At 43.6% G+C, this 26,510-nt stretch carries 31 protein-coding genes; 22 read left to right on the top strand and 9 right to left on the bottom strand.

The features are described 5' to 3' along the window. Positions 1-5: 5 nt before the first annotated feature. Positions 6-404 carry a mercury resistance transcriptional regulator MerR gene (gene merR, locus ACKPCD_RS00845; protein WP_068624608.1) on the bottom strand — a complete coding sequence of 133 codons (399 nt, stop codon included), beginning with the start codon at positions 402-404 and terminating at the stop codon, positions 6-8. 344 nt (positions 405-748) lie between these two features. Between merR and ACKPCD_RS00840 the strand changes: the two genes are divergently transcribed. Both ACKPCD_RS00840 and ACKPCD_RS00835 read left to right on the top strand, forming a co-directional pair. Next, positions 749-1,297 carry a recombinase family protein gene (locus ACKPCD_RS00840; RefSeq protein ID WP_321433736.1) on the top strand — a complete coding sequence of 183 codons (549 nt, stop codon included), beginning with the start codon at positions 749-751 and terminating at the stop codon, positions 1,295-1,297. Between the two features lie 123 nt (positions 1,298-1,420). Beyond that, entirely contained in the window at positions 1,421-1,978 is a 558-nt protein-coding gene (locus ACKPCD_RS00835; RefSeq protein ID WP_321433735.1) for a DUF8453 domain-containing protein, read from the top strand. Positions 1,979-2,531: 553 nt separating this feature from the next. Here ACKPCD_RS00835 and ACKPCD_RS00830 read toward each other — a convergent pair. From ACKPCD_RS00830 to ACKPCD_RS00805, 6 genes are all read right to left on the bottom strand, one after another. After that, complete coding sequence (locus tag ACKPCD_RS00830) at positions 2,532-3,326, bottom strand: ChbG/HpnK family deacetylase (protein ID WP_321433734.1); 795 nt, start codon at positions 3,324-3,326, stop codon at positions 2,532-2,534. A gap of 11 nt (positions 3,327-3,337) precedes the next feature. Then, entirely contained in the window at positions 3,338-4,606 is a 1,269-nt protein-coding gene (locus tag ACKPCD_RS00825; protein ID WP_321433733.1) for a PTS sugar transporter subunit IIC, read from the bottom strand. After that, positions 4,607-4,750 (bottom strand): hypothetical protein, encoded by a 144-nt coding sequence (locus ACKPCD_RS00820; RefSeq protein ID WP_321433732.1) that lies wholly within the window; start codon positions 4,748-4,750, stop codon positions 4,607-4,609. 15 nt (positions 4,751-4,765) lie between these two features. Next, positions 4,766-6,127 carry a glycoside hydrolase family 1 protein gene (locus ACKPCD_RS00815; protein ID WP_321433731.1) on the bottom strand — a complete coding sequence of 454 codons (1,362 nt, stop codon included), beginning with the start codon at positions 6,125-6,127 and terminating at the stop codon, positions 4,766-4,768. 113 nt (positions 6,128-6,240) lie between these two features. After that, on the bottom strand, positions 6,241-7,044 hold the full coding sequence (locus ACKPCD_RS00810; RefSeq protein ID WP_321433730.1) for a MurR/RpiR family transcriptional regulator: 804 nt from the start codon (positions 7,042-7,044) through the stop codon (positions 6,241-6,243). A 133-nt stretch (positions 7,045-7,177) separates the two neighbouring features. After that, the gene (locus ACKPCD_RS00805; protein ID WP_321433729.1) at positions 7,178-7,756 is read right to left on the bottom strand and encodes a recombinase family protein; all 579 of its coding nucleotides are present in this window, start codon (positions 7,754-7,756) and stop codon (positions 7,178-7,180) included. Between the two features lie 55 nt (positions 7,757-7,811). On the opposite strand from ACKPCD_RS00805, the gene ACKPCD_RS00800 reads away from it, so the two are divergent. Next, the gene (locus tag ACKPCD_RS00800) at positions 7,812-8,195 is read left to right on the top strand and encodes a hypothetical protein (RefSeq protein WP_321433728.1); all 384 of its coding nucleotides are present in this window, start codon (positions 7,812-7,814) and stop codon (positions 8,193-8,195) included. Positions 8,196-8,364: 169 nt separating this feature from the next. Continuing rightward, positions 8,365-9,219, top strand: a complete 855-nt coding sequence (locus ACKPCD_RS00795) for a DUF368 domain-containing protein (RefSeq protein WP_068562345.1) — start codon at positions 8,365-8,367, stop codon at positions 9,217-9,219. Positions 9,220-9,435: 216 nt separating this feature from the next. Here the strand turns inward: ACKPCD_RS00795 and ACKPCD_RS00790 are convergent, their stop codons facing one another. Further along, complete coding sequence (locus tag ACKPCD_RS00790; RefSeq protein WP_147413860.1) at positions 9,436-9,651, bottom strand: hypothetical protein; 216 nt, start codon at positions 9,649-9,651, stop codon at positions 9,436-9,438. 287 nt (positions 9,652-9,938) lie between these two features. Here ACKPCD_RS00790 and ACKPCD_RS00785 point away from each other — a divergent pair, with 287 nt between their 5' ends. Together ACKPCD_RS00785 and ACKPCD_RS00780 are read left to right on the top strand one after the other, a co-directional pair. Then, entirely contained in the window at positions 9,939-10,181 is a 243-nt protein-coding gene (locus ACKPCD_RS00785; protein ID WP_086988471.1) for an AbrB/MazE/SpoVT family DNA-binding domain-containing protein, read from the top strand. Continuing rightward, on the top strand, positions 10,175-10,513 hold the full coding sequence (locus ACKPCD_RS00780; RefSeq protein ID WP_068562347.1) for a type II toxin-antitoxin system PemK/MazF family toxin: 339 nt from the start codon (positions 10,175-10,177) through the stop codon (positions 10,511-10,513). The genes ACKPCD_RS00785 and ACKPCD_RS00780 overlap by 7 nt, the downstream gene beginning before the upstream one ends. A gap of 153 nt (positions 10,514-10,666) precedes the next feature. Here the strand turns inward: ACKPCD_RS00780 and ACKPCD_RS00775 are convergent, their stop codons facing one another. Further along, the gene (locus ACKPCD_RS00775) at positions 10,667-11,512 is read right to left on the bottom strand and encodes a VOC family protein (protein WP_321433727.1); all 846 of its coding nucleotides are present in this window, start codon (positions 11,510-11,512) and stop codon (positions 10,667-10,669) included. 287 nt (positions 11,513-11,799) lie between these two features. Here ACKPCD_RS00775 and dnaX point away from each other — a divergent pair, with 287 nt between their 5' ends. From dnaX to ACKPCD_RS00695, 16 genes are all read left to right on the top strand, one after another. Continuing rightward, a complete protein-coding gene (gene dnaX, locus ACKPCD_RS00770) occupies positions 11,800-13,749 on the top strand; it encodes a DNA polymerase III subunit gamma/tau (protein WP_321433726.1) in 1,950 nt (649 codons plus the stop codon). 65 nt (positions 13,750-13,814) lie between these two features. Then, positions 13,815-14,129 (top strand): YbaB/EbfC family nucleoid-associated protein, encoded by a 315-nt coding sequence (locus tag ACKPCD_RS00765; RefSeq protein WP_068562350.1) that lies wholly within the window; start codon positions 13,815-13,817, stop codon positions 14,127-14,129. Positions 14,130-14,247: 118 nt separating this feature from the next. Then, entirely contained in the window at positions 14,248-14,844 is a 597-nt protein-coding gene (recR, locus tag ACKPCD_RS00760) for a recombination mediator RecR (RefSeq protein ID WP_086988468.1), read from the top strand. 35 nt (positions 14,845-14,879) lie between these two features. Beyond that, entirely contained in the window at positions 14,880-15,191 is a 312-nt protein-coding gene (locus ACKPCD_RS00755; protein WP_068562352.1) for a YaaL family protein, read from the top strand. 439 nt (positions 15,192-15,630) lie between these two features. After that, the gene (locus ACKPCD_RS00750; protein ID WP_321433725.1) at positions 15,631-17,112 is read left to right on the top strand and encodes an MFS transporter; all 1,482 of its coding nucleotides are present in this window, start codon (positions 15,631-15,633) and stop codon (positions 17,110-17,112) included. Between the two features lie 144 nt (positions 17,113-17,256). Continuing rightward, positions 17,257-17,697, top strand: coding sequence for a MarR family winged helix-turn-helix transcriptional regulator (locus tag ACKPCD_RS00745; protein ID WP_321433724.1), 441 nt, complete (start codon positions 17,257-17,259; stop codon positions 17,695-17,697). Then, the gene (locus ACKPCD_RS00740; RefSeq protein WP_321433723.1) at positions 17,694-19,514 is read left to right on the top strand and encodes an ABC transporter ATP-binding protein; all 1,821 of its coding nucleotides are present in this window, start codon (positions 17,694-17,696) and stop codon (positions 19,512-19,514) included. The genes ACKPCD_RS00745 and ACKPCD_RS00740 overlap by 4 nt, the downstream gene beginning before the upstream one ends. Positions 19,515-19,907: 393 nt before the next feature. Further along, positions 19,908-20,549 (top strand): dTMP kinase, encoded by a 642-nt coding sequence (gene tmk / locus ACKPCD_RS00735; protein WP_276641717.1) that lies wholly within the window; start codon positions 19,908-19,910, stop codon positions 20,547-20,549. Between the two features lie 296 nt (positions 20,550-20,845). Next, the gene (locus tag ACKPCD_RS00730) at positions 20,846-21,175 is read left to right on the top strand and encodes a cyclic di-AMP receptor DarA (protein WP_086988465.1); all 330 of its coding nucleotides are present in this window, start codon (positions 20,846-20,848) and stop codon (positions 21,173-21,175) included. Between the two features lie 14 nt (positions 21,176-21,189). Beyond that, positions 21,190-22,179, top strand: a complete 990-nt coding sequence (gene holB, locus ACKPCD_RS00725; RefSeq protein ID WP_321433722.1) for a DNA polymerase III subunit delta' — start codon at positions 21,190-21,192, stop codon at positions 22,177-22,179. Between the two features lie 25 nt (positions 22,180-22,204). Next, positions 22,205-22,999: a PSP1 domain-containing protein gene (locus ACKPCD_RS00720; RefSeq protein WP_321433721.1), complete on the top strand. Its 795-nt coding sequence runs from the start codon at positions 22,205-22,207 to the stop codon at positions 22,997-22,999. A 59-nt stretch (positions 23,000-23,058) separates the two neighbouring features. Then, positions 23,059-23,409, top strand: a complete 351-nt coding sequence (locus ACKPCD_RS00715; RefSeq protein ID WP_068562380.1) for a DNA replication initiation control protein YabA — start codon at positions 23,059-23,061, stop codon at positions 23,407-23,409. Positions 23,410-23,520: 111 nt separating this feature from the next. Then, the gene (locus ACKPCD_RS00710) at positions 23,521-24,273 is read left to right on the top strand and encodes a tRNA1(Val) (adenine(37)-N6)-methyltransferase (protein WP_288925419.1); all 753 of its coding nucleotides are present in this window, start codon (positions 23,521-23,523) and stop codon (positions 24,271-24,273) included. Next, on the top strand, positions 24,260-24,550 hold the full coding sequence (locus ACKPCD_RS00705; protein WP_288925421.1) for a GIY-YIG nuclease family protein: 291 nt from the start codon (positions 24,260-24,262) through the stop codon (positions 24,548-24,550). The genes ACKPCD_RS00710 and ACKPCD_RS00705 overlap by 14 nt, the downstream gene beginning before the upstream one ends. A 48-nt stretch (positions 24,551-24,598) precedes the next feature. Then, on the top strand, positions 24,599-25,471 hold the full coding sequence (rsmI, locus tag ACKPCD_RS00700; protein WP_321433720.1) for a 16S rRNA (cytidine(1402)-2'-O)-methyltransferase: 873 nt from the start codon (positions 24,599-24,601) through the stop codon (positions 25,469-25,471). Between the two features lie 16 nt (positions 25,472-25,487). Next, on the top strand, positions 25,488-26,510 hold the full coding sequence (locus ACKPCD_RS00695; RefSeq protein ID WP_321433719.1) for a YdcF family protein: 1,023 nt from the start codon (positions 25,488-25,490) through the stop codon (positions 26,508-26,510).

The following is a 26,510-nucleotide window of genomic DNA, read 5'->3' as shown; positions in this document are numbered from 1 at the left end:
CCCCCTTAATTTTCTATTAGCTCATCTATGATAGGACACGCATACAGTTCCTTTTCCTCTGGACATCTTCGTCGTAAATTTTTGAGCATGTGTTCCGTCTTTTTCAAATCTTCTATTTGTTTTTGAACTTCTCTTTCTTTTTTTGAGACAAATTCAAACATACCCTCACAACGAACGTTGTCTTTATCCACCACACCAAGCAATTTATAAATTTCACTTAAAGAAAAGCCAAGTTCTTGGAGATGTTTAATAAATTTTACCCGTTTTATGTCCTTTTCTGAATAGGATCGATACCCGGTATTGGTTCGATCAGGTTCTGGTAGTAATTTTTTTCTCTCGTAATACCGAATCGTTTCCTTATTCACACCGCATTTTTCAGCAAAAGAACTAATACGATAAGCCATGCAATCACATCCTTTTCTATATTATAAACCATGTACCACGGTACGTAGTCAAGCAAAGAATTTAATATCTAGGAAATGTAATCTCCAAAATAATCGATTACAAGACAAATAAGGAAGGCCGCTTTTCAAAAGAAAAAAGCGGCCTTATCTCTTCTTAAGAGTCAACTTTATGAGTCACGTTCTATCTAACTTTCCTTCATTTTTATTCTTCGTAGCATTCTCTAGCTCTGAATCTTATATTTCATAGCCATAACTCAAGAGTAATGACTATGCTCCCTTGCTCTAGTAAAATCAAGGGATACAAAGGTGTCATAACTTATGTTTAAAGGTGAGGGTAAAAAAATATGAAATATGACTATGCACGGGTGAGTACCCGCCAGCAAGATTTGGAAGGGCAGCTGCGTCAACTCGAGGAGGAACGCTGCGATCGGGTTTACTTCGAGAAAATTACCGGAACAAAAAGTGATCGTCCCGAATTTCAAAAACTCCTTCAGGAAATTGAAACAGGGGATACTTTGATTGTGACGAAGTTGGATCGCTTGGCTCGCAGCACACAAGACGCATTGAATACAATCAAGCTCTTATTTGAGAAGGGCGTGCGGATCAATGTGCTGAATCTGGGGATTATTGAAAATACGTCCACGGGAAGATTGATCTTCACGAGTTTCAGCGCTTTTGCGGATTTTGAACGGGATCTGATTGTGGATCGTACGCAGGAAGGGAAAGAACTGGCTAAACAGAAACCCGATTTCCGGGAAGGGCGCCCAAAGAAATTCAATCAGCAACAAATCAATCTAGCCATGAACCTATTGAAGGACCATTCCTACAAAGAGGTAGAAAAAATGACCGGAATCAGTAAAAGTACTTTGACACGTAACAAAAGAAAAATGTAGTTGAACACTGAGGTATAGAGTCTAATCTAAGAAAGATATATATAATCTGTAACCTTTGAGACAAACCCAATAAAAAAGAAACAAACATCAAATAACCTATTTTTGATAGAGGAGACTATTGCAATGGAAAAAATAACTGAATTACTTCAACCTTATATTTCACTATCAGAATTTATTCAAATTTTTATTTCATGTATTAGTTTAGCTATAGCGCTGGTCGCTCTATATCAATCTAAAAAATCTATTCAGTTGACTGAAAAATCAATATTAAGCGCAAACAGACCCTATGTTATGATTTACATAGAAACTTTAGATACAGTATATTTTGAAAAATATATTGTCATTAAGAATTTTGGAAAAAGCGCTGCTAGAGTTTTAGATTTAACCTTTACTTCCAAATTAGACAAGAAAAATGATATTTATCAGTTAGGATCATTAGTTGGTGGAATCATTGCTCCAAATCAAAAATTCACTACAAGTATGGATCCTCACTTCAATGAAACGGTTATTGGTGAAATAAAATACCAAGATTTAGACGGTATTATTTATGAGGAAAAGTTGAACATAAAAACTGATATGTCTTCACAATTACGTTGGTCAAATATACGAAATTCTAAGGATACTGATGAAGTAACTGCCATAAAACAAGCTTCTCAAAATATTGTTAAAGCATTCAAATAATGATGATTTTTAAATAAATTCCCCAAATACTGAATCCAGATATTTAGTGCAACATAAAAGTACAGAGTTTTTCAGAAGAAAACTACACAACGCTGCAATATAAAAAGTCCATTGCTGACAGCTTACGGCAAAACGACTTGGTTCATAGTATAATGTTTAAACATAAGGATACCTCCGATCGATTATTGTGTCGTTACTTTAATTCTATCAAAAGGTATCCTTTTTGTTTACCAGAAACCTCCGTAGGAGGATAAAAAAATAGGCACGAGCTTACCCAACTTAGGTAAGCTCGCGTCTATTTTTATTATTCAGTGGGGTTTTGTCCCAGCCTCTATTTTTTTTATATTTCGGGCTTACAGTTCAATCATAATGTCCACCCTTTTTATTTAAAAAAACAAATCATAACCTTGCTTCCCTGACGTTATTATCTATTCTATAAAATTAGATTTTTACTTGGCAAGTCGAACCTTGTAATCTTAGTTATTCATGATTTTCATCAAAAAAATGAGATTTTATCATATTGTAATTCCCTAGATGAGGAAGTATCAAAACCTCATCTCTTCCAACTTTCTGGCAATTCTTTAAAAGTAATCAACTCAATTTGATTATTTTCAATCCACTCTTTAACGTCATTGCTGGTTAACGCTTGTAAGTCCATAGCTCGGCAAGTATTGAAACTTGAGAGCTGAAAAATTTCAGCATCTAGATAACCACAATGAGAAATTAGATACCCATATTCTGAGCCGATTAGTTTACCTTTATCTTCAATAATATAGTTTGTGAGATTTCCGCTCAATTGGCTTTGGGCATCACCGGGCATATACCATCCCATTCCAGCTTGCTTCACCACATTTTTTTCCATCAATTGCAATGTGCAAATGACATCATACTCCTTAGCTAGTCTTTTTGTTACTGTATCGATAGTTGCTGTCCCATACGCATGGTTGTGAATATAGTCTGGCTTTTTTCCCACTAACTGAATGTATTTTTCAATTTGCGCTTTAAATTCATCATATACTTGCCCACTAAAATCTGCTAAGTGATCAAACCCATTTTCCTCACAATCTAACTGACGATTTTCATAGCTTGTTAAAAATTGACCGTTTAATTTTGTTAAATTTGGGATAACAGAATGCGATAATAAAGAAGATCCAGTTGACAAGTTTAAGTCAATACCAAAAGCAATATCACTTATATATGGCTTCAACAAAAACACACATTCTTCAATCCATGGCATGTTGGTAAACATTCCTGTATTTTTTATGACACCATTTTGAATTCCAAAAATACAGCCCTGTGAAACAGCTCGAGTTATCCCAAAGTCATCACTTTGAATCAAAAGTTTCATTTTTCTCCACCTTATTTTGTAGTTTTTGAGTTTTCTTCATCAAATTTCTGTTTATCGTAAGCTTTCACAAATGGAATATAAGAGATAGTGACAATTACAAATAATATGAACCCCCAGATTAAGCCTTGAAGTCCGTAATTTACCCAATTTCCAATAAAAAATGGTAAACTCGCAGTATTTTGTCCACCTGCTCCTGTACTATATCCTAGAAGACCAACTACTTTTAAGAAATGCGTTCCAATTACAGATAATGTTGGCGCGATGAGAACCCAAGGAATGAAAAAGATTGGATTTAAAATCATGGGGATTCCAAAGTATGCTGGTTCATCAACTCCGAAAATAGCTGGTACTAAACTAAGTTTCCCAATTGAACGATTCACTTCTGATTTAGCAAAAATCAAGATAGCTACTAACAATGGGAGAGATCCAGTACCAAAACTGAGAGTATCTCCACTAAACATATGAGGCAACGGTTTTCCTGCTTGATACGCTGTCAAATTTTCCAATTGTAGTTGTATAAACAATGTCATAAGAACGGGACCAATTGTCATTCCTCCATGAATACCAAAAAACCATAGACCATACATGATAATTTGGAGGATCCAAAGCCCCCAAATATTAGATCCTAAAGCATTCAGAGGTGTTCCAATTAATGTGTAGACAAACTGATGAAATGAGCCAAATGAGGTGATTGAAAAACTATAACTAATTAACCCGAATACAATTGTGGAAAGAATAACTGGAATTAACGCCGTAAATTGTTCGGCAATATATGCTGGAACCTGATCCGGTAACTTAATTCCCAAATGGTATTTTTTACACAAAACGAAAATTGAACCTACAATGAAAGCGACAAGAATCGAGCTGAACATACCAGAACTACCTAACCAATTAAGCGGTAAAGAACTCGTTGCAAATGGTTCTGACGGTACTGTGTATGGTGTAATGATAAAAAAACAAATAAATGAAGTAATCCCTACAATAAGCTTTGAACTGGAAATATCTTTTTTCTGTGCAAATGAATAGGCAACTAAAAATGCAAGATATAAACCAATCGTACCAGATGTCCACTGGTAAATTACTGACAATATTGGCTTAATACCAAATGAAGTTAAAATTTTTTGATATGGTTCATAGGAAATACCATTAAAAAGTCCTGCAAATCCTCCTGTCATAGTAATTGGTAGCATCATCATAAAAGCACCAGTTATAATCTGCAACAAGGTATTGTTAGCAATTTTCTCAGATACAGCTGTTAATCTAGCAATAAATTTTGTCATTTATTCCATTCCTTCCTTTACCAAATCTCTTGTAAATAAAACTTTTACTTTTTCTCCCTTAAGTAAGAAAATTGGAGTCATCCGAATTTTTTTACTAAACCAATCTACCCAGAGCCAGTTTGCAAAACAATTTTCATTTTCCATGTCTATTATTTCAACTTATTGGTTAAAGATTCTCTTTTTGTACCAATAGAAACTGTCTTTTGGAATTCTACTGCATTCTTTCAAATCAGTATCTGTTCTATCCACATAAATAAGACCATAACGCTTTTTAAAGCCCTGATGTGAACTAACGAGATCTAATAAAGACCACGGACTATATCCCAATAAAGGATATCCTTCCTCAATGAAGCGTTCACATTGTGCGATATGATTTTCTAAATAATCAATTCTATAATCATCATGAATCTTTCCATCTTCAAGAACATCAGAATAAGCTAGGCCATTTTCAGTGACAATCATTGGCAATTTGTATTTTTCATAAATTGTGCGCATCCCTATATAAAGCCCCTCAGGATCGATACCGAATTCCATCCATTTCGTTTTGATTAAATGAGGATTCACTCCCAATGTAAACAGCTCATTACGATAGAATGGTGGTAACTTACTCGTATCTTCATCAGTTTTCACAGCGCGTATGCAGGTACTAGAATAATAATTAATACCAATTATATCAGGCTTGTAATTTAGTAAAATCCTTTGATCTTCTGGTTCCATTTCCGGATACCAACCTTTTTTATTTAAATAATTGCTGTAACTTTTAGGATACTCCCCATTTACTGACATATCGAGAAAGCAATTTTGTAGAAAATCCTCTGCATTTTTTGAAGCCAAAATGTTTTCTGGTGATGGTGTTTCAGGATAAACGACCTGCATGGAACAAATCGGACCGATTTTTCCATCCTTTACAATTTCTCTAAAACATTGGATTACTTTTTTTTCTGCTAATGACATGTGATAGCTCATTTGATACATTTGTTTCATTTTTTCCTCTGTATTCGTTTCGTGGTTACCATTTAAATCTGAGGCTGCGCTTACAATTAGCTGCTCGTTAATTGTTCCCCACAGTTTGACCCGGTCACCGAAGTTTTGAAAACAAACCTCTGCATATTCCACAAATCGATCTATACATTTTCTCGACTTCCACCCACCAAATTCTGTAACAAGGGCTTGTGGCATTTCAAAATGATAAAGTGTAGGAAATGGTGTAATTCCTTTCTCAATACATGCATCTATTAATTGGTTATAAAACTTAATTCCTTCTTGATTGGGCTCCATTCCGTCTCCCATTACCCGTGTCCAATTAAATGAAAACCGGTAAAGGTTAATTCCCAATTCTTCCATAAGATCAATATCTTCCAACATGTGGTGATAATGATCCGATGCAATTTTTGAATCAGCAATTCCCTCAGGTACTTTTCGGACATCTGTTGTTGCAACGCCTTTGCCCCCTTCTCCAAAACCTCCTTCTACTTGAAATGCTGAGGTCGATGCGCCCCAATAAAAATCATTCTTAACCATTCATGCATCCGTCCTTTCTTTACAAGTAAATGATAGCATGATGAATTTACTGGCACGACAGCAAAAAAAGGCCTCTGATTTCAAATCCAGATGCCTTGTTTCAAAATATGAAACTAAGTAGTCAAATAAATTGTTCTCATATAATAATAAATAAGCAACTCCATCATATATAAGATCGAGATTCGTCCTTCAGTATTGTCATTGACTTCTCCACAAACGACAATTTCATCCGCACTTCGCTCAATAATCGCTGAACTTTTAAAAGTAAATGCAATAATTTTGATATTCTTTTTCTTTAAACCAGAGATAACTTTTTCATTAAAATAGAAAAATCCACCCTCCATAGAAAAAATCAATGCTAAACTATTAGGCTTTATTTCTTCTACGATTCTCAATTGTTCTGTCATTGTAAAACTGATTTGCACGATTTTATCCATACTTGCCATTTTACTCTGGAAATGCTGACCCATAAAAGCAGCAAATTCCAAACCAAAAACGGCAACATTTTCTGCTGAATGAATAGCTGACACCACTGTTTCAATTTGTGAAACAGCAATATGTTTTTTAGCATACTTCAAATTAGTAAGAAGATTTTCTATATACTCATTGATAAAATCATCAGGCTTTCCTGTAGAAATCTCTGTTAGCCTTTTGGAATAGTCACTAACAATATCAATTTCCTTTTCCACAGCATATTTAAAATTTGTATAGGAAGAAAAATCAATCAAACGAATAAAACGGGAAATAGCCGATGTTGAAACAAAACATTTCTCTGATAAGTCATATATTGTCATCTGAGGAATGTTTACGAAATTTTTTAAAATCTCTTGCGCAATAAAGTAATTATTGTCCTGCTTTTTATGATTATTTATATAGCGAAGTATAATACTTCTGACAGAGGATCCTTTATTATTCATTTTCTCTACCTCCCAATTATGTTCTCTCTTAAATATACAACGCCGATTGTAAAATTAAGCTAGACAGCTAAAAAAATAATTTGTGATACATTCAAATTATTTTTTGGCTCTAAAATATTAAGTGTTGATGGACCTACGGCCTTTTTGTATTCATTCCCTCTAATTTATTGAGATAACGATAAATGGTTGTACGGGAAACATTCCATCGTTCGGCAATTGTTTTAATAGGCGTTCCATTATCAATCAACGTCTTCATAAGTTCCAAGTCACTCTTGCTTAACTTTTCAGGGCGTCCACCAAATCTACCTCGTGCCCGTGCCGCTGCACGGCCGGCTGCAGATCGTTCCAGAATCAGATTTCGCTCAAATTCCGCAAATGCTGCAAACAGATGGAACATTAATTGACCAGTCGAGCTTGATTTATCCATCGTGATATTTTCTTGTAAGCTGTGAAAACTAACACCGCGATTGTTCAAGCGATTGACGATCGTAATCAAGTCTTCCATATTCCGTCCAAGCCGATCTAATCGCCAAACAACGAGTGTATCCCCTGATCGAACAAATTCAATCGCTGTTTCTAATCCCGGGCGATTGCTCTTTGCGCCACTCATGTGATCTGTAAAAACTTTCTCACAGCCAAATTTTTCCAGACTATCTTCCTGGAGATCCAAATTCTGTAAACCCGTAGAAACGCGCGCATATCCAATTTTCAAAAAATCACCTTCTTTTTTTATTTAATTGTACCATAACTTCATCTAAGGTGATTAATTGGACATAGAATTTGTGACAGGTTTATGGACACGTATTTCAGATCATTTAGAGAAAAATCATACCAAAAAAGCAGTGTCCAGAAATGAACCATTTTCTGGACACTGCTCTTCGTTTTCCAACACCTGCGAAAGTAGCAACTTATCAATCCGCTCCCCTGTCGGTATTCCACCGTCCGGAAAAAAATATTCGCAAGGAAGGGAACGGGCTGGTTCTGCCATTGGTTTTCCTTTAATACCCAACCATCTTTACCTTATCCCATCCACAATAAAAGTAACCCTCCAGATGGTGCTTTTGTTGTGGATGAAAAGCTTGTATAATGAAATAGCTATCCAGATTCCAGCAAAAGTTCCCAAATCTTTAAGAAAAGTCTATTATTTTTAAAATAATTGGACTTATGTTGATTCTCCATGTACGCTTATAGGATGAAAAGATCAGCAGAAGTGGGAACGAGAGATGGGGCAGCGTGCCTCTGGAATTTTTAAAGAGATGCACGTGTTTGATGAAATAGGATAATTATAGAAACTTTTAAAAATAAAGGGGAATTTGGTTCATGAAAACGCATAAAGAACAAAGTAGGATTCAAGTGATTGACTGGTTGCTTAGGATGATGAAAGGGATGATGATCGGGTCGGGGGCTATCCTTCCGGGAGTCAGCGGTGGCGCACTTGCGGCTGTTTTTGGCTTATACGAACCATTGATTGTCTTTCTCTCGGATATCACGAATGATTTTGTCAAACGGGTTATGTACTTCTTGCCGGTTGGGGTAGGGGGAATCTTGGGCGTCTTCGTACTGGCCTATCCCTTGGACTACGGGCTGCAGTATTATCCCGTCCATGTATTGTGGGCTTTCATAGGAGCCATCATCGGAACGCTTCCTTCGCTTTACCGGGAAGCGGGCAAGCATGGACGCACGCGTGGGCATATCATACTAGCGTTAACGGTTGCCATTGTCATGTTTTTCATTCTGTTCTGGTCCAATGAGAATCTCAATCTGCATGTGGGTCAAAATTTCTTCACCTGGTTACTAGCGGGTGCCATTTTTGCTTCTGGTTTCATTGTCCCTGGCTTGAGCCCCTCAAACTTTTTAATTTATCTGAATTTGTACCAGCCTCTGACAGAAGGCATTCGCCTGCTTGATTTTTCGATCTTGATTCCCGTGGCCATCGGAGCTGTTCTCTGCATTTTTCTTTTTGCCAAAGCGGTACGGTACTTACTGAACATTGCGTATGCGACAGTCTTCCATTTTGTGTTCGGCGTGGTGATTGCCTCCACCACCATCATTGCTCCCTCATTGGAACTATACAGCGGCTTCACCTTCCTTAATTATGCTGTCGTTCTCTTGCTCTTCTTTGCCGGCTTAGCACTTGGCTTGTGGATGGGGAAATTGGAAGACACTTATAAGTAATCCTTTGAGAGATTACCGGCTCTTCATATGAAAGCTATCTTGCTGAATAAATCCGAACGGAGCTGGGACAAAAGTCTTCGTATCTGAAATCTAAAAAAACTAAGACGCTAATCCTGTAGGGCAGGGTTAGCGTCTTAGTTTTTTTAGATGATCGCGTTCATAGCTTAGGAGTATCAGTGGAATATCTGCTGATTGGAGTGGCTGTTTTCCCCAGTATCACAGACTGATACCTTTCCAGAAGATATCCCAGACTATTGCTTGTAATTCTTCATACCTTTGGCTATCTTCATAGACTAATTGAACGTCCAGGCCATCCAACAATGTGACAAAAGCTAGCGCACACTCTTTCGCTCTGATACGAAATGGTTGTTTTGCAAAGCGAGATCCTAACGTTGCAGTCAATATCTCTATATATTTATAGATTTTTTGCATAACATCTTCATGCATCTCATCCGGTACAAGAAAAGAAATAGTCAGCATCAGTTTTGTGTTCGGATTCGTCAGAAAGCGTTCTTTATGTTCCGTTAAGAACTGATAAAGCTGCTGCTCAATCGATTCCTCTCCATGTTGCTGAAATTACTGCTGAATAAATTGTAGCTCGTCGTCTACCGCTTCTGTATAAACTTCTTCCATTGCTCGTAATTAAAAAAGGCAAGTAGATGTGTATACAAAGTAGATACTTTGGTGGTAAGATGAACTCAAAGAAAGGAGGATTTATGATGCTGCAATTACCTGTCAAACAATGGGGGAACAGTCACGCAATACGCTTGCCAAAAAGTGTATTGGAAGCACTGGAAGTAGAGAAAGATGATGAACTGAATGTAGAAATTGTCAATCATTCGATTGTGTTGACCAAAGCCGAAAAGGACCTGACTTTTCAAGAACTGTTCAAAGGGTACGACGGAGAAAAATTCACTTCAGAATTACAAAACCTTTCGCCAGTGGGGAATGAGAAATGGTAAAACAAGGAGATATTGTTAAAATTAATTTAGACCCAAAACAAGGGCACGAGCAGCAAGGATACAGACCGTATATCTGTTTGAGCTATCATGGGGTCAGTGACTATGCTAATGTGGCTGTATTCGCTCCCATTTCAAATACAGAACGCAATTATCCTTTGTATGTGCCATTAAGAGGCACAGAGTCTTCAGGAAAAGTTTTGCTGGATCAACTAGTAACAATCGATTACAACGCGAGGAAGTATAGCTATGTTGAAACCGTACCAGAAAAACTAATCGATGAATTGCTGATGAAAGTAAAAGTAATCTTTCAAAAAAACGAAAAAATTGTTTGATGAATCTCAATGCGTACCTCTCACACTTCCCGTAACCTAGGGTATACTCGAAAAACTTTTTGATTTGGTATTTTTTTCGACTATATCCAAAAAAAGCGCAACCGGCAGGAATATCCGCCGGTCGCGCTTTTTTGGATGATAAATAAATGACTATTATTGATGAATGACCGCATGGATCTCGATGCCGCTGTTGTCTTTGAAAATAAGGGCGTTGTCCGCTTCTTCAAACGAAACTTCTGCCTGAACCAGTCTGCTTTTCAGCGCTTCATAGGCAGTGTTGTCGGCAACTACCCAAGTGAAGTAGGCCAAACCGGGTTGGCTCTTTTCAGCGGCGGGTAACTGTTTTCCAGCCCACATATTCGAACCGATGTGATGGTGATAGTTTCCGGCGGCGAAGAATTTTGCTTGCCCGAAGAAGTCTGACTTCAATGAAATACCGAGTACGTTTTGGTAAAATTGTTGCGTTTCGACCAGATCGTGAACGGTCAAATGGACGTGTCCCATTATGGAGCCGGAAGGGATGCCATCATAAATTTTGACCATCGCGCCGATTACGCCATCAGCGTCCATCGCTTCGGTAACGCCTTCGATTTTGCCATCCGGACGGATATCCCAATCCGACATCTCTTTGTCGCGGTAGATTTCGATGCCATTGCCTTCTGGATCGTTTAAGTAAATCGCTTCGCTGTAGCCGTGGTCACTCGCTCCATCAATGGCATATTTTTTCGTCAACAAATGATAAAGGATGGATCCCAAATCTGCGCGAGTCGGTAAAAGAATCGCCAAGTGGAAAAGTCCGGTTGTCCGTTTGCGGTTGGAGGGGGCAGCGAGTTGGATCAGCTCCACTAAAGGCGTGTTGCCCGCAGCAACCCCCAACACAACCGAATTTTCCTTTTCTTCCATTAAATCCAAGCCAATTGCTTCCTGATAAAATTGCGTCATTTTCTTAAGATCATTGACTTTCAAGGCAACCTTGCCCAAATCCCAAAATGCTGTCATGTTCATTTTCCCCTTTATTATCGTTTTTATTTGAATTTTATTTTTTCCGGAATAATATCACAAATTTAATTAATACGAATTCGAAATACTTGATGGATTTACTATAATGCCTAACTTACTTTTTGTCAATCATTATTATTTAATTCTTTTATTTGAGCTGAATCGCCTTCTAAAGAAAGCAAAATACAAGCTTATATTCCACCCGAAAGCCATAGAGCCGCGCCTTCCTATTTTCCTGCTTTTCCCTTATAATAGATGGACGAAGCAAAAGTGAAAGAGGGAAAAGGATGAGCTATCAAGCACTATATCGGGTTTGGCGCCCGCAGCGGTTCGGAGACATCGCAGGTCAGGAAGCGGTCACGCAGACGTTGAAGAATGCCTTAATACAGGGGAAAACGAGCCATGCTTACCTTTTTACCGGGCCGCGGGGAACGGGTAAGACGAGTGCAGCCAAGATTTTTGCGAAAGCCATCAACTGCCACCATCGCGTCGACGGGGAACCGTGCAACGAATGCGAAACGTGCCGTGCCATCACCGAGGGACGCTTGAACGATGTCATCGAAATCGATGCCGCCAGCAACAACGGTGTGGAGGAAATCCGGGATATCCGCGACAAAGCGCGTTATGCCCCGACCCAAGCCGACTATAAAGTTTACATTATCGATGAGGTGCACATGCTCTCGACTGGTGCCTTCAACGCGCTTCTGAAGACGCTGGAGGAGCCGCCGGAAAATGTCATCTTCATTTTGGCGACGACGGAGCCGCACAAGATCCCGTTGACGATTATTTCCAGAACGCAACGGTTTGACTTCAAACGTATTTCCTATCAGGACATCATCAACCGGATGGCCTACATCCTGCAGGAGGAGAAGATCGGCTACGATGAGCAGGCGCTGCATGTCATCGCGCGCTCCGCGAACGGCGGGATGCGGGATGCACTCAGCTTGCTCGATCAGATCATTTCTTACGGATCGGATGCGGTCACTTTCGAAAATGCGGTGAAAGTTTCCGGCAGTCTGACGGAAGAAATGATGATTTCCTTCTCAAGCGCGTTGCTGCATGAAGAGACGGAATCGGCACTGCAACTGCTGCAGGAAATTCTGAGTGCCGGCAAAGAGGCTGGCCGTTTCCTTGAGGAGATGATCCTGTTTGCGCGGGATGTGCTGGTCTACCAACAAACAAAAGGCAAGGCCTTTGCCGACAATACGCAACAATACAGTGAAGCTTTCCAGACTTTTTCGCAAGAGGCGCCGGCAACGTTCCTCTACGAGATGATCGAGGCCTTCAACGAGACCCAAGGCGAGATGCGTTTCTCGACGCAACCGGACATCTATCTGGAAGTGTTGGCGGTGAAGCTGTCTCAATCCAAGGCGCATGCTCATGCAACGGCCGCAGTTCCGAGCGCACAAGCGGCGCCGAACGGAGAAGTCCAGCGGCTGGCGCACGAGTTGGAACTCGTCAAAAAGGAACTCGCGAAGCTGCAGGAACTGATCGCTTCCGGGAATCTGACTGTTTCGCAGGAGGGTGCCAAAGCGGCGCCTGCCAAGAAAGAAACGGCCCGCCAGTCGAACACGTCTGCCGGATTCAAGCCCAATATGGGGCGGACGTACCAGATTTTGGGTGAGGCGACGAAGCAAGATCTTGCCCGCGTCCGTGATTTCTGGACGGATATCCTGGATGTTCTCTCGGTTACCCAGCGTGCTGTCCTGAAGCAAGCCAATCCGGTGGCAGCGAGTCCGACCAGTTTCATCCTGTCGTTCCAGTATGATATCCTTTGCCAAAAAGCGACGGAAGATGCGGAACTGCAGGCGGCTGTGGATGCAGCAACGCAGCGGATGCTGCAGCGTCCCGGCGAATTGGTGTGTTTGACGGAAGAGCAATGGACATCGGTGCGACGCAACTACATCCAGAACCGGAACGGCAGCCTTGCTGCCGAATCCGATGGCGAACTGAAACAAGCCGCTCCGAAGCAGGCTCCGGTACCATCGGCTGCTCCGAAACAGCCTGCTTCGGCAACTGGCGATAAAGATAAACCTGTCGATCTGGATTTGCCGCCGGAACCACCGATGCCGGAAATGGAAGATGGCTATCGCGGTGACTATCACCCCGGAAATTTCGCCGATGATTTTTCGGTCGAGACCGATCCAATCGTGATAGAGGAACAAAAGGAACAAGAAGTCGTCGATCAGGCGTTGAGCCTTTTCGGAGACGAAGTTGTAACGGTCGTCGAGGACTGACGGCGTTCGAAATAAATACAAGCTATGAAAAAAATAAAATACACACACAGAGAGGGAGTCATACAATGCGAGGCGGAATGGGAAATATGCAAGGCATGATGAAACAAATGCAAAAAATGCAAAAAGAATTGGAGCAGACGCAAGCACAACTGAACGTAACGGAGTTTGTCGGCGCGGCATCCAATGATCTGGTCAAAATCACGATGACAGGGGACAAAAAAGTCACTGATGTTGTCATCGCACCCGAAGTGGTCGACCCGGAAGATGTGGAAATGCTGCAGGATCTGATCCTGATGGCGACGAATGACGCATTAAGCAAGATTGATGAAGCAACGAAAGCGAAATTGGGCAAATTTGCCAATGCGATCCCAGGCTTCTAAGCCAGGCCGCAAGTAATAACCAAAATGAATGAGGGGAGCGAGGGTGAGACAAGTCGGGCAGTGTTGACTTTAGTCCCAGCCTCGTTTCTTTTGAGAGAAGAGAAGGGGATTTTTCGAGATGCAATATCCAGAACCCATAGCTAAATTAATCGAAAGTTTCATGAAATTGCCGGGCATCGGACAAAAAACGGCCGCCCGATTGGCTTTTTTCTGTCTGGACATGGATGAGGAGGCTGTGCTCGCGTTCGCGGACGCGCTGATTCGTTCAAAAAGGGATTTACACCAATGTGCCATCTGCGGTAATATTACCGAAACAGATCCGTGTAATATCTGTTCGGACACGACGCGGGACGCGTCCATCATCCTGGTGGTCGAAAATCCCCGCGATGTCATGTCTATGGAGAAAATCCGTGAGTACCACGGTCGATACCATGTGTTGAACGGGGTGCTTTCGCCGATGGAGGGGACTGGACCTGAAGATCTGAACATCGCCAGCCTGATAAAACGGCTACAGGACGAAACAGTCAAGGAGATCATCATCGCGACAAATGCGACAGCCGAAGGGGAAGCGACGGCGATGTACCTTTCGCGCTTGATCAAACCGGCGGGCATCAAAGTGACGCGTCTTGCCTACGGACTGGCTGTCGGCAGCGATATCGAATATGCGGATGAGATGACGCTCTTTCGTGCCATCGATGGACGCCGAGAACTGTAACAAAGGCAGCAAAAACGGGGGGAACAAGGAAAAAGATGGCATTCCATTTAAACAGCGCAAGCAAGAAGCAGGGACACTTAAAGCAGCAATACGACGAAAAGTTGATTGATTTGATCCGCGACATCCATCAACATTACACGACCTTGGCCCAACTGCAACAGAATGCCTATGATTTGCCTGAAGAGTTGCGTATTTTTGAGAAGATTGCGGAAGCGAAATATCTGTTCCTGCTGCGGGAAGCCAAAGAACGCCAGCTCCAGGCAGACATTTCGGCACCGAAAAAAGCCAAGCAATTCCGGTGGCGCAAACGCACGAACCGCGCGGAAGATATTTTCCATTCGGAATAATGAAGAAACAGGCCACTATGCGGTCTGTTTTTTTTGTTCCATAGATAAATCGGTACAAGAGTAATTGCCAACCTCCATTAATGAAATATCCGCCACTGCATTTTCAGTCAAGAGAATTACGACCAAAAGACTTAAGGTCAATGGTATGTTACGAAGATTTGAACATTTAAAAAACATACAACAATAATGTAAGCGTTACATTGATTTGGTAGCGCTTTTAATATAAAGTTATGTATATCAAATGTTGGTTTTGCAATATGATACTTTGTATCGAAATAGGAAATTATATTTTGTTTCATAAAAACAGGATACTTTTGTTTTGGAGGAAGGGTGTGAGCAGGCAATTAAGATGACCGTTGGGGTAATTAGATTTCGTTATGTAACCGCTATTATTTGGGGAGTTTAGAGTTAGAAGAAATACAAAATTGGAGGTATTCATTTGGAAACTACAGTAAAAGAAGTTAAAGCAAGACAAGAGTCCCGTTACAGACGTGCAAAAACATGGCAGATTGGTGCATTTGCACTGAACAACACTGCAACAAACATATTTTTATATTTGATGATGTTCGTATCCTATTACGCTACAGGAGTCGTTGGTTTGGGGACAGTCATTGTATCCACTCTGATTACGATGAGCCGTATGTGGGACGGAATCACTGATCCAATCATCGGGTTGTGGATCGATAAGACAGACGGAAAAATGGGTAAATTCAGGCCTTTCATGATTATGGGGTGGGTGGTAATGACGATCATTACCTTATTGATGTTCTTCACGACACACTTGGTTCCTGAAAATATGCGCCTAATTTACTTCATTATCCTCTATCTGGTCTATATCGTTGGCTATACGTTCCAAACGGCCTGCACAAAAGCTGGCCAAACGGTTTTGACAAATGATCCGGAACAGCGTCCTTTGTTTTCGACATTTGACATGTCCTATACGTCATTATTGTTTGCGGGTGCTGCAATGTATGTGTCGAATTACATGGTACCCAAACATGGCGGCTTCACAGAATCTTTCTTCCATGAATTTGTCATCACTGTAGTCATCGCTTCCGGTGTTATGACGGCAATTGCTGTAGCAGGTCTATGGGAACATGACAGAACTGAAAATTTTGGTACAGGTGGTGTACAAGAACCTATCAAGTTGAAAGATATGTTCAACATCATCAAAGGCAACCGCCCGTTACAGATGCTTATCGTAGCTGCATCAACTGATAAGTTGGCTTCAACTGTTTCTACAAATTCCATCGTAATGGTCATGCTGTTCGGTATTCTTATCGGTGATTACGGTGTCTTTGGTTCCATTTCAGCTATCACGATGATTCCCGTGTTGATCCTGATCCAAATCGGAACGCGCTATGCCCGTAAATTTGGTTCGAAAAAAGCACTCGTTGTATCTACTTGGATGTGTATCGCTCTCTATGCCGCAATGTTCCTGTTGCTTTGGCTGGGTGATCCGTCGCAAATCCGCATGACGGATATGAACGCTATGTCTATCGCATTCGTTACTTTGTACATTTTGGCGACAGGCGTGCGGAATGTGTCAGGAGGAATCGTTATTCCGATGATTCCTGATATTACAGACTATGAAGTATACAAGAATGATCGTTACGCTCCCGGTGTGATGGGGACAATCTTCTCCTTCGTTGATAAAATGATTTCTTCTCTTGGACAAACAGTCATCGGCATACTATTGGCATACATCGGCTTCAAAGAAGTATTCCCTTCTGTGGATACGCCACCGAGCGAAGAGATCTTCTGGGTAACGATGTTCTTGTTTGTCGGTATGATGATCTTGGGTTGGGTAGCCTCTCTGATTGCGATGAAATTCTATGAATTGGATGACAAACGCATGGCGGAAATCCAAATGGAGTTGGCTGACCGCAGAGACGCAAAAAAAGCAGCCATTGAACAGTAATTGAATAGAATGCATACATGAAAGAGAATGTGGTTGCGGACAAAAATGTCCCGGCCGCATTCTTTTCTTTTGCATTTTAGTTAGGTACCTAATATAATGAAGGGAGATAGATAGGTACCTAACTATCTGGAGGAGGAACTTATTATGGAAGAACAAAATAAAGATGTCATCGGCAGTGCGATGAAGCTGGTGCGTACGCTGCGGCGTAAAGAGAATCCCGCTAAGCACGAATCGCGCGGAGCGGGAAAGCTTTTACGGATATTACAGGAAAATGATGGAATGAGTTCGCGGGAATTGGCGGACCGGATGGGGATCCGTCCGGCTTCCTTGACGGAAATGCTGAACCGACTAGAGGCGGACGGGATTTTGACGCGTCAGCCAGACCCGGCTGATCAGCGCAGGAACCGGATTTTCATCCAGGAAAAGGGGGATGCTTTATTGAAGAAAATGAAGGCAGTACGCCAGATGGAACGGGAGCGCATCAATCATAGCTTGACGCTGGATGAGCAGGAACAATTTGTTGCGATCTGCGAAAAACTGACAAAATCCTTGGAGGACTTCAGAAACCAAGCGGGTGAGCAATGATGGGCGGCAACGGGTTCAAAGGGGGCCGCGGTGGTTTCCTGACGGAGGAAGAAAAACAGAACAGCCCCAAAATCACGGCGCCGTTACTGAAGCGGATGTTCAGTTATCTCGTTCCTTATTGGAAGCAACTCATCGTTTCCGTGTTGGCGATCATCACCTCGTCGGTATTCGGCGTGTTTCCGACGATCCTGACAGGCCGCATCATCGATGAAGGGCTATTGGAGCAGAATCTGCCCGTGCTGATCCGTCTGATCGGCCTCTCGTTCGGAGTGTTGATCCTCGCCAATCTGATCAGCGTACTGGAGAGCTATACCAATGTCTGGATGGCAGAAAATATCACCTTTGACATGCGCAACAAGATGTACAGCCATCTGCAGCGGATGTCGCACCGGTTCTTCACGACCAGCAAGCAGGGCGACATCATCACCCGCATGACCAGCGATATCGGCGGTGTGCAGAGCGTGCTGACGGGCACGTGGACGAGCATCCTGCAGAATTTCGCGACGTTGACGGTTGCGCTCGTCACGATGTATACGAAAAGTCCGTTGCTGGCGACAATCGGCATTGTGGTGGTGCCATTGTTCATTCTGCCGACGAAGCGCGTGGGCAAAAGGCGTTGGGAAATAACGCTTGAGTCACGGAAGCACAATGACGACATCAACCAGATCCTGAACGAGACGCTCAGTGTCAGCGGGCAATTGCTTTCGAAATTGTTCGTCACGGAAAACTACGAGTTCGACCGCTATCAGGAAGCCAACAAACAGATGATTCGCTTGAACATCAAGGAAAGTATGGCGGGCAAATGGTTCCGGGTCGTGATCAACGTCTTCACGAACATCGGTCCGATGTTGATCTATCTGGTCGGCGGAATTCTCATTATTGAATACGGCAACACGGATCTGACAATCGGGGATATTACCGTCATGGTGGCGCTCCTGGGCAGGATGTACGGACCAGTCAATTCCTTGCTGAACATCCAGGTTGATATGATCCGCTCGATGGCACTTTTTGATCGCATCTTCGAGTATTTCGATCTGCCTGTGGAAATCGACAATGATCCGCAGGCGCTCCGGCCTGAGTCGTTTGCAGGCGAGTTGGCTTTTGAAGAGGTTTCCTTCCACTATGATCCTGACCAGCCGATATTGAATAACGTCAGTTTCGAACTGAAGCCGGGATCATCCGTCGCCATCGTCGGGCCTTCGGGAGCGGGCAAATCCACCATCATCAACCTGATTCCGCGCCTCTATGATGTGACAGGCGGAAGAATCCGATTGGACGGCGTCGATATTCGCAAACTCGATCTGGCCTATCTGCGCCAGCACATCGGCGTGGTGACGCAGGACACGTACTTGTTCAATGGCACGATCAGAGAGAATTTGCTCTACGCCAAGCCCGATGCCACGCAGGCCGAAATCGAAAAAGCTTGCAGTGAAGCCAATATCCACGCGTTCATCAGTGGGCTGCCGAAAGGTTACGACACCGTAGTGGGTAACCGCGGCATGAAGCTTTCCGGCGGCGAAAAGCAGCGGCTTTCGATTGCGCGGATCATTCTTCGGAAACCGGGGCTGATCATCTTCGACGAAGCGACTTCCTCATTGGACTCCATCTCTGAGCACGCCATCCAGGAAGCGATCGAGCCGATCCTAGCCAAGAGCACGAGCCTGATTATTGCGCATCGTCTTTCGACGATCCTGTCGGCTGATGAAATCTTGGTGCTGGAGAGAGGCAAAATCGTTGAACGAGGCGACCACGAGACGCTCGTCAAAAAGGGCGGCATCTACACGATGCTGTACAATACGCAAATGAAGCAAACATAGGATTATCAAGAGGGGCGCCCATGTGGAATGGGGTTGTCCCTTTTTTTGTGGGGATTGGCGGATGTTCGCCGAAAACATGAATAAATCGAAAGAATTCATCTTTTGAGGTCGAAATGTGGTCGAAAACATGAATAAATCTCGGGTATTCATGTTTAGAGGCCGGAATGTAGTCGGAAACATGAATAAGCAACGGGTATTCATCTTTTCAGCTTGTCGGCACACGTAATCCAGGCGCACCCGGAGCCGGAAACAGTTTCATGGCTCTATTTTCAGAAAAAGGCAATCAAGACAATTAATTGTTGCAAAATTGACAAAGCTATATCGGTTTCATCTGTATAAAAAAACTTTCATTTAGCGTATAATGGAAGTATTAGAATCGTAGGAGTGTGCAAAGTGAGAGGGATTTTCATCACAATCGAAGGGCCGGATGGCTCAGGGAAGACAACCGCGTTGCAGCAAGTAGTGCCGCGTCTGCAACAAGAGATGAACCGCAAAGTGGTAGCGACGAGAGAACCGGGTGGAAGTCCGATCGCGGAAAAGATCCGCTCGTTGATACTGGATCCTTCACATACGGACATGGATTCTAGGACAGAAGCTTTATTGTATGCGGCAAGCCGCCGCCAGCATCTGATCGAAAAGGTGTTGCCCGTTTTGGAAAGTGGAGACGTCATTTTTTGTGATCGTTTTGTCGATAGTTCCATCGCTTATCAAGGCTACGCAAGAGGCATCGGTGAAGAGGGTATCCGCGAAATCAACCAATTCGCAACAGAAGGCATCGAGCCGGATGTGACGTTGTACATCGATGTTCCGGCAGAAGTAGGCATTCAAAGGATCCATGCAAATCTGGATGAACGGGAATATAACCGTTTGGACCAGGAAAAGCTCGCTTTCCATGAAAAAGTCCGCGCTGGTTATCTGCAATTGGCGAAGGCTAATCCGGAACGGATAGTGGTCGTCGATGGGACGATGAGCCGTGAAGAGGTAGCGGAAGCTTGCTATCACATCATCAAAAACAGATATCCAAGCTATTTTTAGAGTAAAATCATTTGCCGAAACAAAAGTTGAACGGACCGTTCCGCTTTTCTCAGCATATAGGAGTTTATAAAATTTTTTCAACTCAAAAGTGCGTCACCGTAGGTGTTTCACAAGTTTGCAACATGTTTCATGCATTTAAAATAATGTCCAGCTTCACGGGTTAGCCCTTCGGAAATTAGATAAATCTGTCCTATTGCGCTCTTCGATGCTCATGCGGACAGATTTCCTAAATTTCTTTCAGGGCTGAACGAACCCGTTCCGCTTTTCTTATATATTATAGAAAGAGGGGATTTGTTATGAAATTAATTATGGCTATCATTCAAGATAAAGACAGCGCTATCCTGTCCGATGAGTTGGTGGAAGCGAATGTCCGCGCTACGAAATTGCCTTCGACAGGCGGTTTTCTGCGCGCCGGCAACACCACCTTCATGATCGGTGTAGAGGACGAACGGGTCGATGAAGTATTGCGGATCATCAAAACCAACTGCGAAGCGCGCGAGCAATTTGTAGCGACCCCAGTCAGCATGGATGTGCCGTTGGACAACGCAATCGCCTACCCGATGGAAGTGCACGTAGGCGGAGCGACTGTGTTTGTTTTGCCGATAGATAGTTTTTACAGATTCTGATGACGAAGGAAAGGATGGATGGTGTGACACAGCTTTTGATGAGGCAACAACCGGAACTGCTCGAAAGGTTCCAACGGACGATTCAGGAAAAGCGGCTGGTTCACGCCTACTTGTTTGAAGGAGCGCGCGGAACCGGCAAAGAAGAATTGGCGCGTTGGATAGCCCAAACGCTCTTTTGCGACGAATTGCAGGATGGTCAGCCATGCGGGCACTGCAATCATTGCCTACGGATTGCGGCAGGTGAATTTCCCGATGTGGCGGAAATCAGTCCGGATGGCAACACCATCAAAGTCAATCAAGTCCGTGAATTGAAGGCAGAGCTTTCCAAAAGCGGGATGGAAGGTAGCCGTAAGGTCTATCTGATTTATGACGCCGAAAAAATGACGGTCAGTGCTTCGAACAGTCTGCTTACGTTCTTGGAGGAACCGCAGAACGATACGTACCTGATTCTGATGACTACTGCAAAAGAGAACATCCTGCCGACCATCCGATCGCGCTGCCAAATCGTCCATTTTCGGGTCGTCAACAAGCAAGCGTTAGGGGAAACTTTGGAGGCGCAAGGCATACAGCCTGAAAATGCGGCGTTGTTGGCGGCCATCACCAATAACCAGGAAGCAGCTCTGTTGCTGAATCAGGAAGAGAGTTTCCATGAATCCAAGAAGCGGACATGGGCTTGGTTCCAACTGATGACTTCTAAAAATCCCCAAGCATTTGTGTTTGTGCAGACCGACTTGATGGATGGTCTGAAGGATAAAAATGATGGCCACTTCTTTTTGGACTTGCTATTATTCTATTACCGTGATTTACTTTATACCAAGTACAGCAATAAGCAAGCTATCGTCAACAAAAATCACGGAACAGAGTACGAGCGCATTGCAGAAAAACTGCATCCTCAGGAAATCACCCGGCATATGGAAAATATCCTCAAAGGAAAAAAACATTTGGAAGCAAATGTCCAGCTCCAAGGGGTACTGGAAGAAATCGCACTCGGGAATAGCCTATAGATAAAGCTTCTGGAGGAGAAAGAAAATGAAAAACGTCATTGGTGTTCGTTTTATGCCTGTCGGGCCCATCTCTTATTATGAAGCAGGCCAGACAAAGTACAAAATGGACGAAAAATTAATCATAAATAATGGGAATGCTGTCGATATAGGTCAAGTCGTCATTGTTGATAAACAATGCAAAAATGATGAAAGTGGCATCCATGCACATAAACATATCATCCGCGTCGCGACCGAAAAAGATCTTGAGCAGGATAAAAAAAATCGCGCAGAAGCGAAGGAAGCTTTTGCCGTATGCAAGACCAAAATGAAGCAGCTGAAATTGGAGATGAAGCTGATCAAAGCGGAATACACTTTTGATCGCAGTCGTTTGACTTTCCATTTCAGTTCGGAAGGCCGGATCGATTTCCGGGAATTGGTCCGCGAGTTGGCGGCTGTTTTCCGCACGCGGATCGAATTGCATCAGATCGGTGTCCGCGATGAAGCCAAAATTCTAGGCGGAATCGGACCTTGCGGCAGAACTCTCTGCTGTTCGACGTTCTTGGGGGACTTTGTGCCGGTTTCGATCAAGATGGCGAAGGATCAGGGGTTGTCCTTGAATCCTGCCAAAATATCCGGTTTGTGCGGGCGTTTGATGTGCTGTCTGAACTATGAGAACGATACGTATGTCTCTCTCAGAAAAGCAATGCCTGATTATGGGCAGGAAGTAATGACGCCTGAAGGTAAGGGGAAAGTTGTGGAACTGAATGTGCTCAGCCAAGTCGTCAAAGTGCGGCTGTTTGAGCATAATAAAACGGTTGAGTTTGCCGGTTCAGAATTGTAAGGTTTAAGGATCTGCACGATAGGATTGAAAAATAAGTATGGAAAATGCGAGTGGATAAAATGGATAAACGTGCCTTGTATGACCAATTTCATCGGGTGGAAAGCCGTATTTCATCGATGGGAGCAGATGTTAAAGAGATTCAAGAGAAGATGGATGACTTGATAGAAGAGAACGCAAATCTTCAAATCGAGAACCAGCATCTGCGCGATCGGATCGATTTCCTTACGAAGGAAAAAGAAGATGCGCAGAAGCAAGAGCCAGAAATGTCGAAGTCCCGTCTGAATTTACAGAAGCTTTACGAGGACGGTTTTCATGTCTGCAATGTTTATTATGGTTCCCGTCGTCTGAATGATGAGCCCTGTGTTTTCTGTATCGATGTCATCTACGGCGAAAGAGATCGGAAAAACTGAGAAGTGTCCCGCGTTGGGGGTACTGTCAATAAATGATGGATGAACAAATAGACAGAGGCGGGGACAGAAGTCCTGGCCTCTGTTTTGAGGATAAGGTAAAGGGGTAGAGGAATGGAAAATGTATTAAAGGAAGGCGAACGACTTGATGTGCTGAAGAGGGAAAATATCCAGATCATTCAAAGTTCAGCCGTGTTCTCTTTTTCGCTGGATGCGGTGCTGTTGGCTGATTTCGCGGAATTACCGCGCGTGAAGCCGGCAAAGATAGTCGATCTTTGTGCCGGGAACGGGGCAGTCTCGTTTCTGTTGACAGGAAAGACCAAGAATCCGATCATCGGGGTGGAACTGCAGGACCGGTTAGTGGATATGGCCCGCAGGACAGTCCAGTTGAATCAGCTGGAGGAGAAGGTTTCCTTTCTGCACGCGGATGTGAACGACGTGACCCGCTTCATCAAACCGGATTCCGTCGATGTCATCACCTGCAATCCGCCCTATTTCAAGCTGAGCGAATCCAGTTTCACGAATGAATTGGATGCTTTTGCGATTGCGCGGCACGAAATCCATCTGACGTTGGACCAATTGATGAAACAGACGAGCCATCTGCTGAAGATGAAAGGCAAGGCCTATTTCGTCCATCGCCCGGATCGTTTGATGGAGATCCTGGAAACGATGCGGAACAACCGGATTGCGCCCAAGAAACTGCAGTTCATTTACCCGAAACAGAACAAGGAAGCGAACATGATCCTGATCGAAGGCATCAAGGACGGTAAAGAAGACGGTTTCCGTGTGCTGCCGCCGCTCGTTGTGTACAATGAAGAAGGGGAATACAGCCAGAAGGTAAAGGACGTCCTCTATGGCGAGCAGTGAGCACTACTTTTATGTGCTGCTTTGCGCAGATGACTCTTTTTATGCCGGCTACACGACGGACACGCTTCGGCGCGAACGGGAGCACAACAAAGGCATCGGCAGTAAATATACCAAGGCCCGCCGCCCTGTCCAAATGATCTACAAAGAAGTCTTCGGTTCCAGAACGGAAGCGACCAAAGCGGAGGCGGCATTCAAGAAACTGAGCCGCAAGCAGAAAGAGAATTTTTTGAAGGGGCGCGCTATCGGTGTATGCAGCTCTGAATCGAACGGGGTTTAGCGGGTCGCCAGAGTCAACAAAATGAAACGAAATCAGAGGAGAAAAAAGATGCAACTGCAAAAAAGCTATGAACAGCATGCGTGCGGAACGCTTTATTTAGTGCCGACACCAATCGGTAATCTGGAGGATATGACCTTCCGTGCCATAAAGATACTGCGCGAAGTGGATCTGATTGCGGCGGAGGACACGCGCAATACGCGGAAACTGCTGACGCATTTCGAAGTGGATACACCCCAGATCAGCTTCCATGAACACAATACCCAGGAGCGCATTCCGCAATTGGTGGATAAGCTGCTTGGTGGACAATCGATCGCTCAAGTGAGCGATGCGGGAATGCCTTCGATCAGCGATCCGGGTCATGATTTGGTGCGCGCCTGCATCAACGCAAACGTGCCGGTTGTACCGTTGCCTGGAGCCAATGCCGGTGTGACCGCATTGATCGCTTCTGGATTGGCACCACAGCCCTTCTACTTTTTCGGCTTTTTGGAGCGCAAGAAGAAGGAGCAAGTGGCCCAGTTGGAGTCGTTGAAGAACAGGGAAGAAACGATGATTTTCTATGAGTCGCCTTACCGGCTGAAGGAGCTGCTGAAAAATATCGCAACCGTCATGGGTGCGGAGCGCCAAGTCGTCATTTGCCGCGAATTGACGAAACGCTTTGAGGAGTTCATTCGGGGTTCGGCGGAAGAGTTGGCTGCTTGGGCTGAAGAAACGGAGATCAGAGGGGAAATATGCCTGATGATAGCCGGCAATGATAACCCGGAAATGCCTGTTGAACAGACATTTGATGACCTCAGCGTCGCTGAATTGGTGGAAAAGCTGATGACAGAGCAGGGGCTTTCTTCTAAAGATGCGATCAAAGAGACCGCAAAAATCAGGGATCTGAAGAAACAGGAAGTATATCAAGCTTTCCACGGCTTCTAAACAGGAGGGATGACCGTTGCTGTTCTATTTATTGAGTATATGCTCGTTCGGCGGGATCCTGATGCTCCGGTTGATGGGGAAAAGTCGACAATTCCAAAGCTACTTGCTGGTTGCGGCGGTGCTGTCCCTCTTTGCAGGGATGCTGCAAGGCAATGAATCGCCCCAAATAGTATGGATCCGTTACGCGGTGATGCTATTTCGCCTCTTGTTCGGCTTGATTTCACCGTTTGCTTTCCTGTTTTTTGGCCTGGCCCTTGTCTTCAATGGCGTGCTGCTGATCAAAAAAGAAGGGTGGGCTAAGCGTTATGCGCTTCTGCTTGCGGTGGGAATCTTCATTTTGTTGATGGATCTGCTGTTCCTGCTGAACTATTTTGTGTTCCATCATTATCTGATTTGGCGCTTCATGCGCTTGATGAGCTACTTCATTATCTATTTCGGGGTAGTGCTGATCTTATTTTTTGTCGCGACAACCTTTTACGGACTCATTCCGGTTTCCCTTGATAAAGATTTCATCATTGTTTTGGGCGCAGGATTGCTGCCGGATGGAAGAATCAGTCCTTTGTTGGAGAAACGCTTGGACAGAGCAATCCGGTTTTTTAGGCATCAGACGGAGCATACGCAGAAGAGGCCCTGCCGGATGATTGTGAGCGGGGGGCAAGGTGTGGATGAACCCTTTTCCGAAGCGTATGCCATGAAACGCTATCTGATTGCGAAAGGTATCCCGGAAGAACTAATCATTGAGGAAGACAAGTCCGTTAATACGTATCAGAATTTGCTGTACTCGAAGGGCATCATGGATACGTACAAAGAAAAGTACAAGTGCCTCTTCATCACGAATAATTTTCATACTGTCCGCAGCAGTCTTTACGCTCACCGAGTGGGATTGGATACGGACGGTTTGGGTGCCTGGACGCCGTTTTATTTTCTGCCTTATGCGTTTTTGCGTGAATTCATCGCTGTTGTATTCATGCAGATAAAAGGACACACGCTGTTGCTGGCACTCGTGCTGGTGTTTGGATTGTGGCGGATCTATTTGTGA

Origin of the sequence: Trichococcus flocculiformis (assembly GCF_963662535.1) — a bacterium.
Lineage (GTDB): Bacteria > Bacillota > Bacilli > Lactobacillales > Aerococcaceae > Trichococcus > Trichococcus flocculiformis.
Note: the sequence above shows the minus strand (reverse complement) of the source record. Positions and strands in the feature narration are given on the sequence as shown.

Bases quoted from the DNA above. Each gene is read 5' to 3' on its own strand.
- merR (WP_068624608.1), bottom strand. From the start codon at position 404: ATGGCTTATCGTATTAGTTCTTTTGCTGAAAAATGCGGTGTGAATAAG.
- ACKPCD_RS00840 (WP_321433736.1), top strand. From the start codon at position 749: ATGAAATATGACTATGCACGGGTGAGTACCCGCCAGCAAGATTTGGAA.
- ACKPCD_RS00835 (WP_321433735.1), top strand. From the start codon at position 1,421: ATGGAAAAAATAACTGAATTACTTCAACCTTATATTTCACTATCAGAA.
- ACKPCD_RS00830 (WP_321433734.1), bottom strand. From the start codon at position 3,326: ATGAAACTTTTGATTCAAAGTGATGACTTTGGGATAACTCGAGCTGTT.
- ACKPCD_RS00825 (WP_321433733.1), bottom strand. From the start codon at position 4,606: ATGACAAAATTTATTGCTAGATTAACAGCTGTATCTGAGAAAATTGCT.
- ACKPCD_RS00820 (WP_321433732.1), bottom strand. From the start codon at position 4,750: ATGGAAAATGAAAATTGTTTTGCAAACTGGCTCTGGGTAGATTGGTTT.
- ACKPCD_RS00815 (WP_321433731.1), bottom strand. From the start codon at position 6,127: ATGGTTAAGAATGATTTTTATTGGGGCGCATCGACCTCAGCATTTCAA.
- ACKPCD_RS00810 (WP_321433730.1), bottom strand. From the start codon at position 7,044: ATGAATAATAAAGGATCCTCTGTCAGAAGTATTATACTTCGCTATATA.
- ACKPCD_RS00795 (WP_068562345.1), top strand. From the start codon at position 8,365: ATGAAAACGCATAAAGAACAAAGTAGGATTCAAGTGATTGACTGGTTG.
- ACKPCD_RS00790 (WP_147413860.1), bottom strand. From the start codon at position 9,651: ATGCAAAAAATCTATAAATATATAGAGATATTGACTGCAACGTTAGGA.
- ACKPCD_RS00785 (WP_086988471.1), top strand. From the start codon at position 9,939: ATGCTGCAATTACCTGTCAAACAATGGGGGAACAGTCACGCAATACGC.
- ACKPCD_RS00780 (WP_068562347.1), top strand. From the start codon at position 10,175: ATGGTAAAACAAGGAGATATTGTTAAAATTAATTTAGACCCAAAACAA.
- ACKPCD_RS00775 (WP_321433727.1), bottom strand. From the start codon at position 11,512: ATGACAGCATTTTGGGATTTGGGCAAGGTTGCCTTGAAAGTCAATGAT.
- dnaX (WP_321433726.1), top strand. From the start codon at position 11,800: ATGAGCTATCAAGCACTATATCGGGTTTGGCGCCCGCAGCGGTTCGGA.
- ACKPCD_RS00765 (WP_068562350.1), top strand. From the start codon at position 13,815: ATGCGAGGCGGAATGGGAAATATGCAAGGCATGATGAAACAAATGCAA.
- recR (WP_086988468.1), top strand. From the start codon at position 14,248: ATGCAATATCCAGAACCCATAGCTAAATTAATCGAAAGTTTCATGAAA.
- ACKPCD_RS00755 (WP_068562352.1), top strand. From the start codon at position 14,880: ATGGCATTCCATTTAAACAGCGCAAGCAAGAAGCAGGGACACTTAAAG.
- ACKPCD_RS00745 (WP_321433724.1), top strand. From the start codon at position 17,257: ATGGAAGAACAAAATAAAGATGTCATCGGCAGTGCGATGAAGCTGGTG.
- ACKPCD_RS00740 (WP_321433723.1), top strand. From the start codon at position 17,694: ATGATGGGCGGCAACGGGTTCAAAGGGGGCCGCGGTGGTTTCCTGACG.
- ACKPCD_RS00730 (WP_086988465.1), top strand. From the start codon at position 20,846: ATGAAATTAATTATGGCTATCATTCAAGATAAAGACAGCGCTATCCTG.
- holB (WP_321433722.1), top strand. From the start codon at position 21,190: ATGGATGGTGTGACACAGCTTTTGATGAGGCAACAACCGGAACTGCTC.
- ACKPCD_RS00720 (WP_321433721.1), top strand. From the start codon at position 22,205: ATGAAAAACGTCATTGGTGTTCGTTTTATGCCTGTCGGGCCCATCTCT.
- ACKPCD_RS00715 (WP_068562380.1), top strand. From the start codon at position 23,059: ATGGATAAACGTGCCTTGTATGACCAATTTCATCGGGTGGAAAGCCGT.
- ACKPCD_RS00710 (WP_288925419.1), top strand. From the start codon at position 23,521: ATGGAAAATGTATTAAAGGAAGGCGAACGACTTGATGTGCTGAAGAGG.
- ACKPCD_RS00705 (WP_288925421.1), top strand. From the start codon at position 24,260: ATGGCGAGCAGTGAGCACTACTTTTATGTGCTGCTTTGCGCAGATGAC.
- rsmI (WP_321433720.1), top strand. From the start codon at position 24,599: ATGCAACTGCAAAAAAGCTATGAACAGCATGCGTGCGGAACGCTTTAT.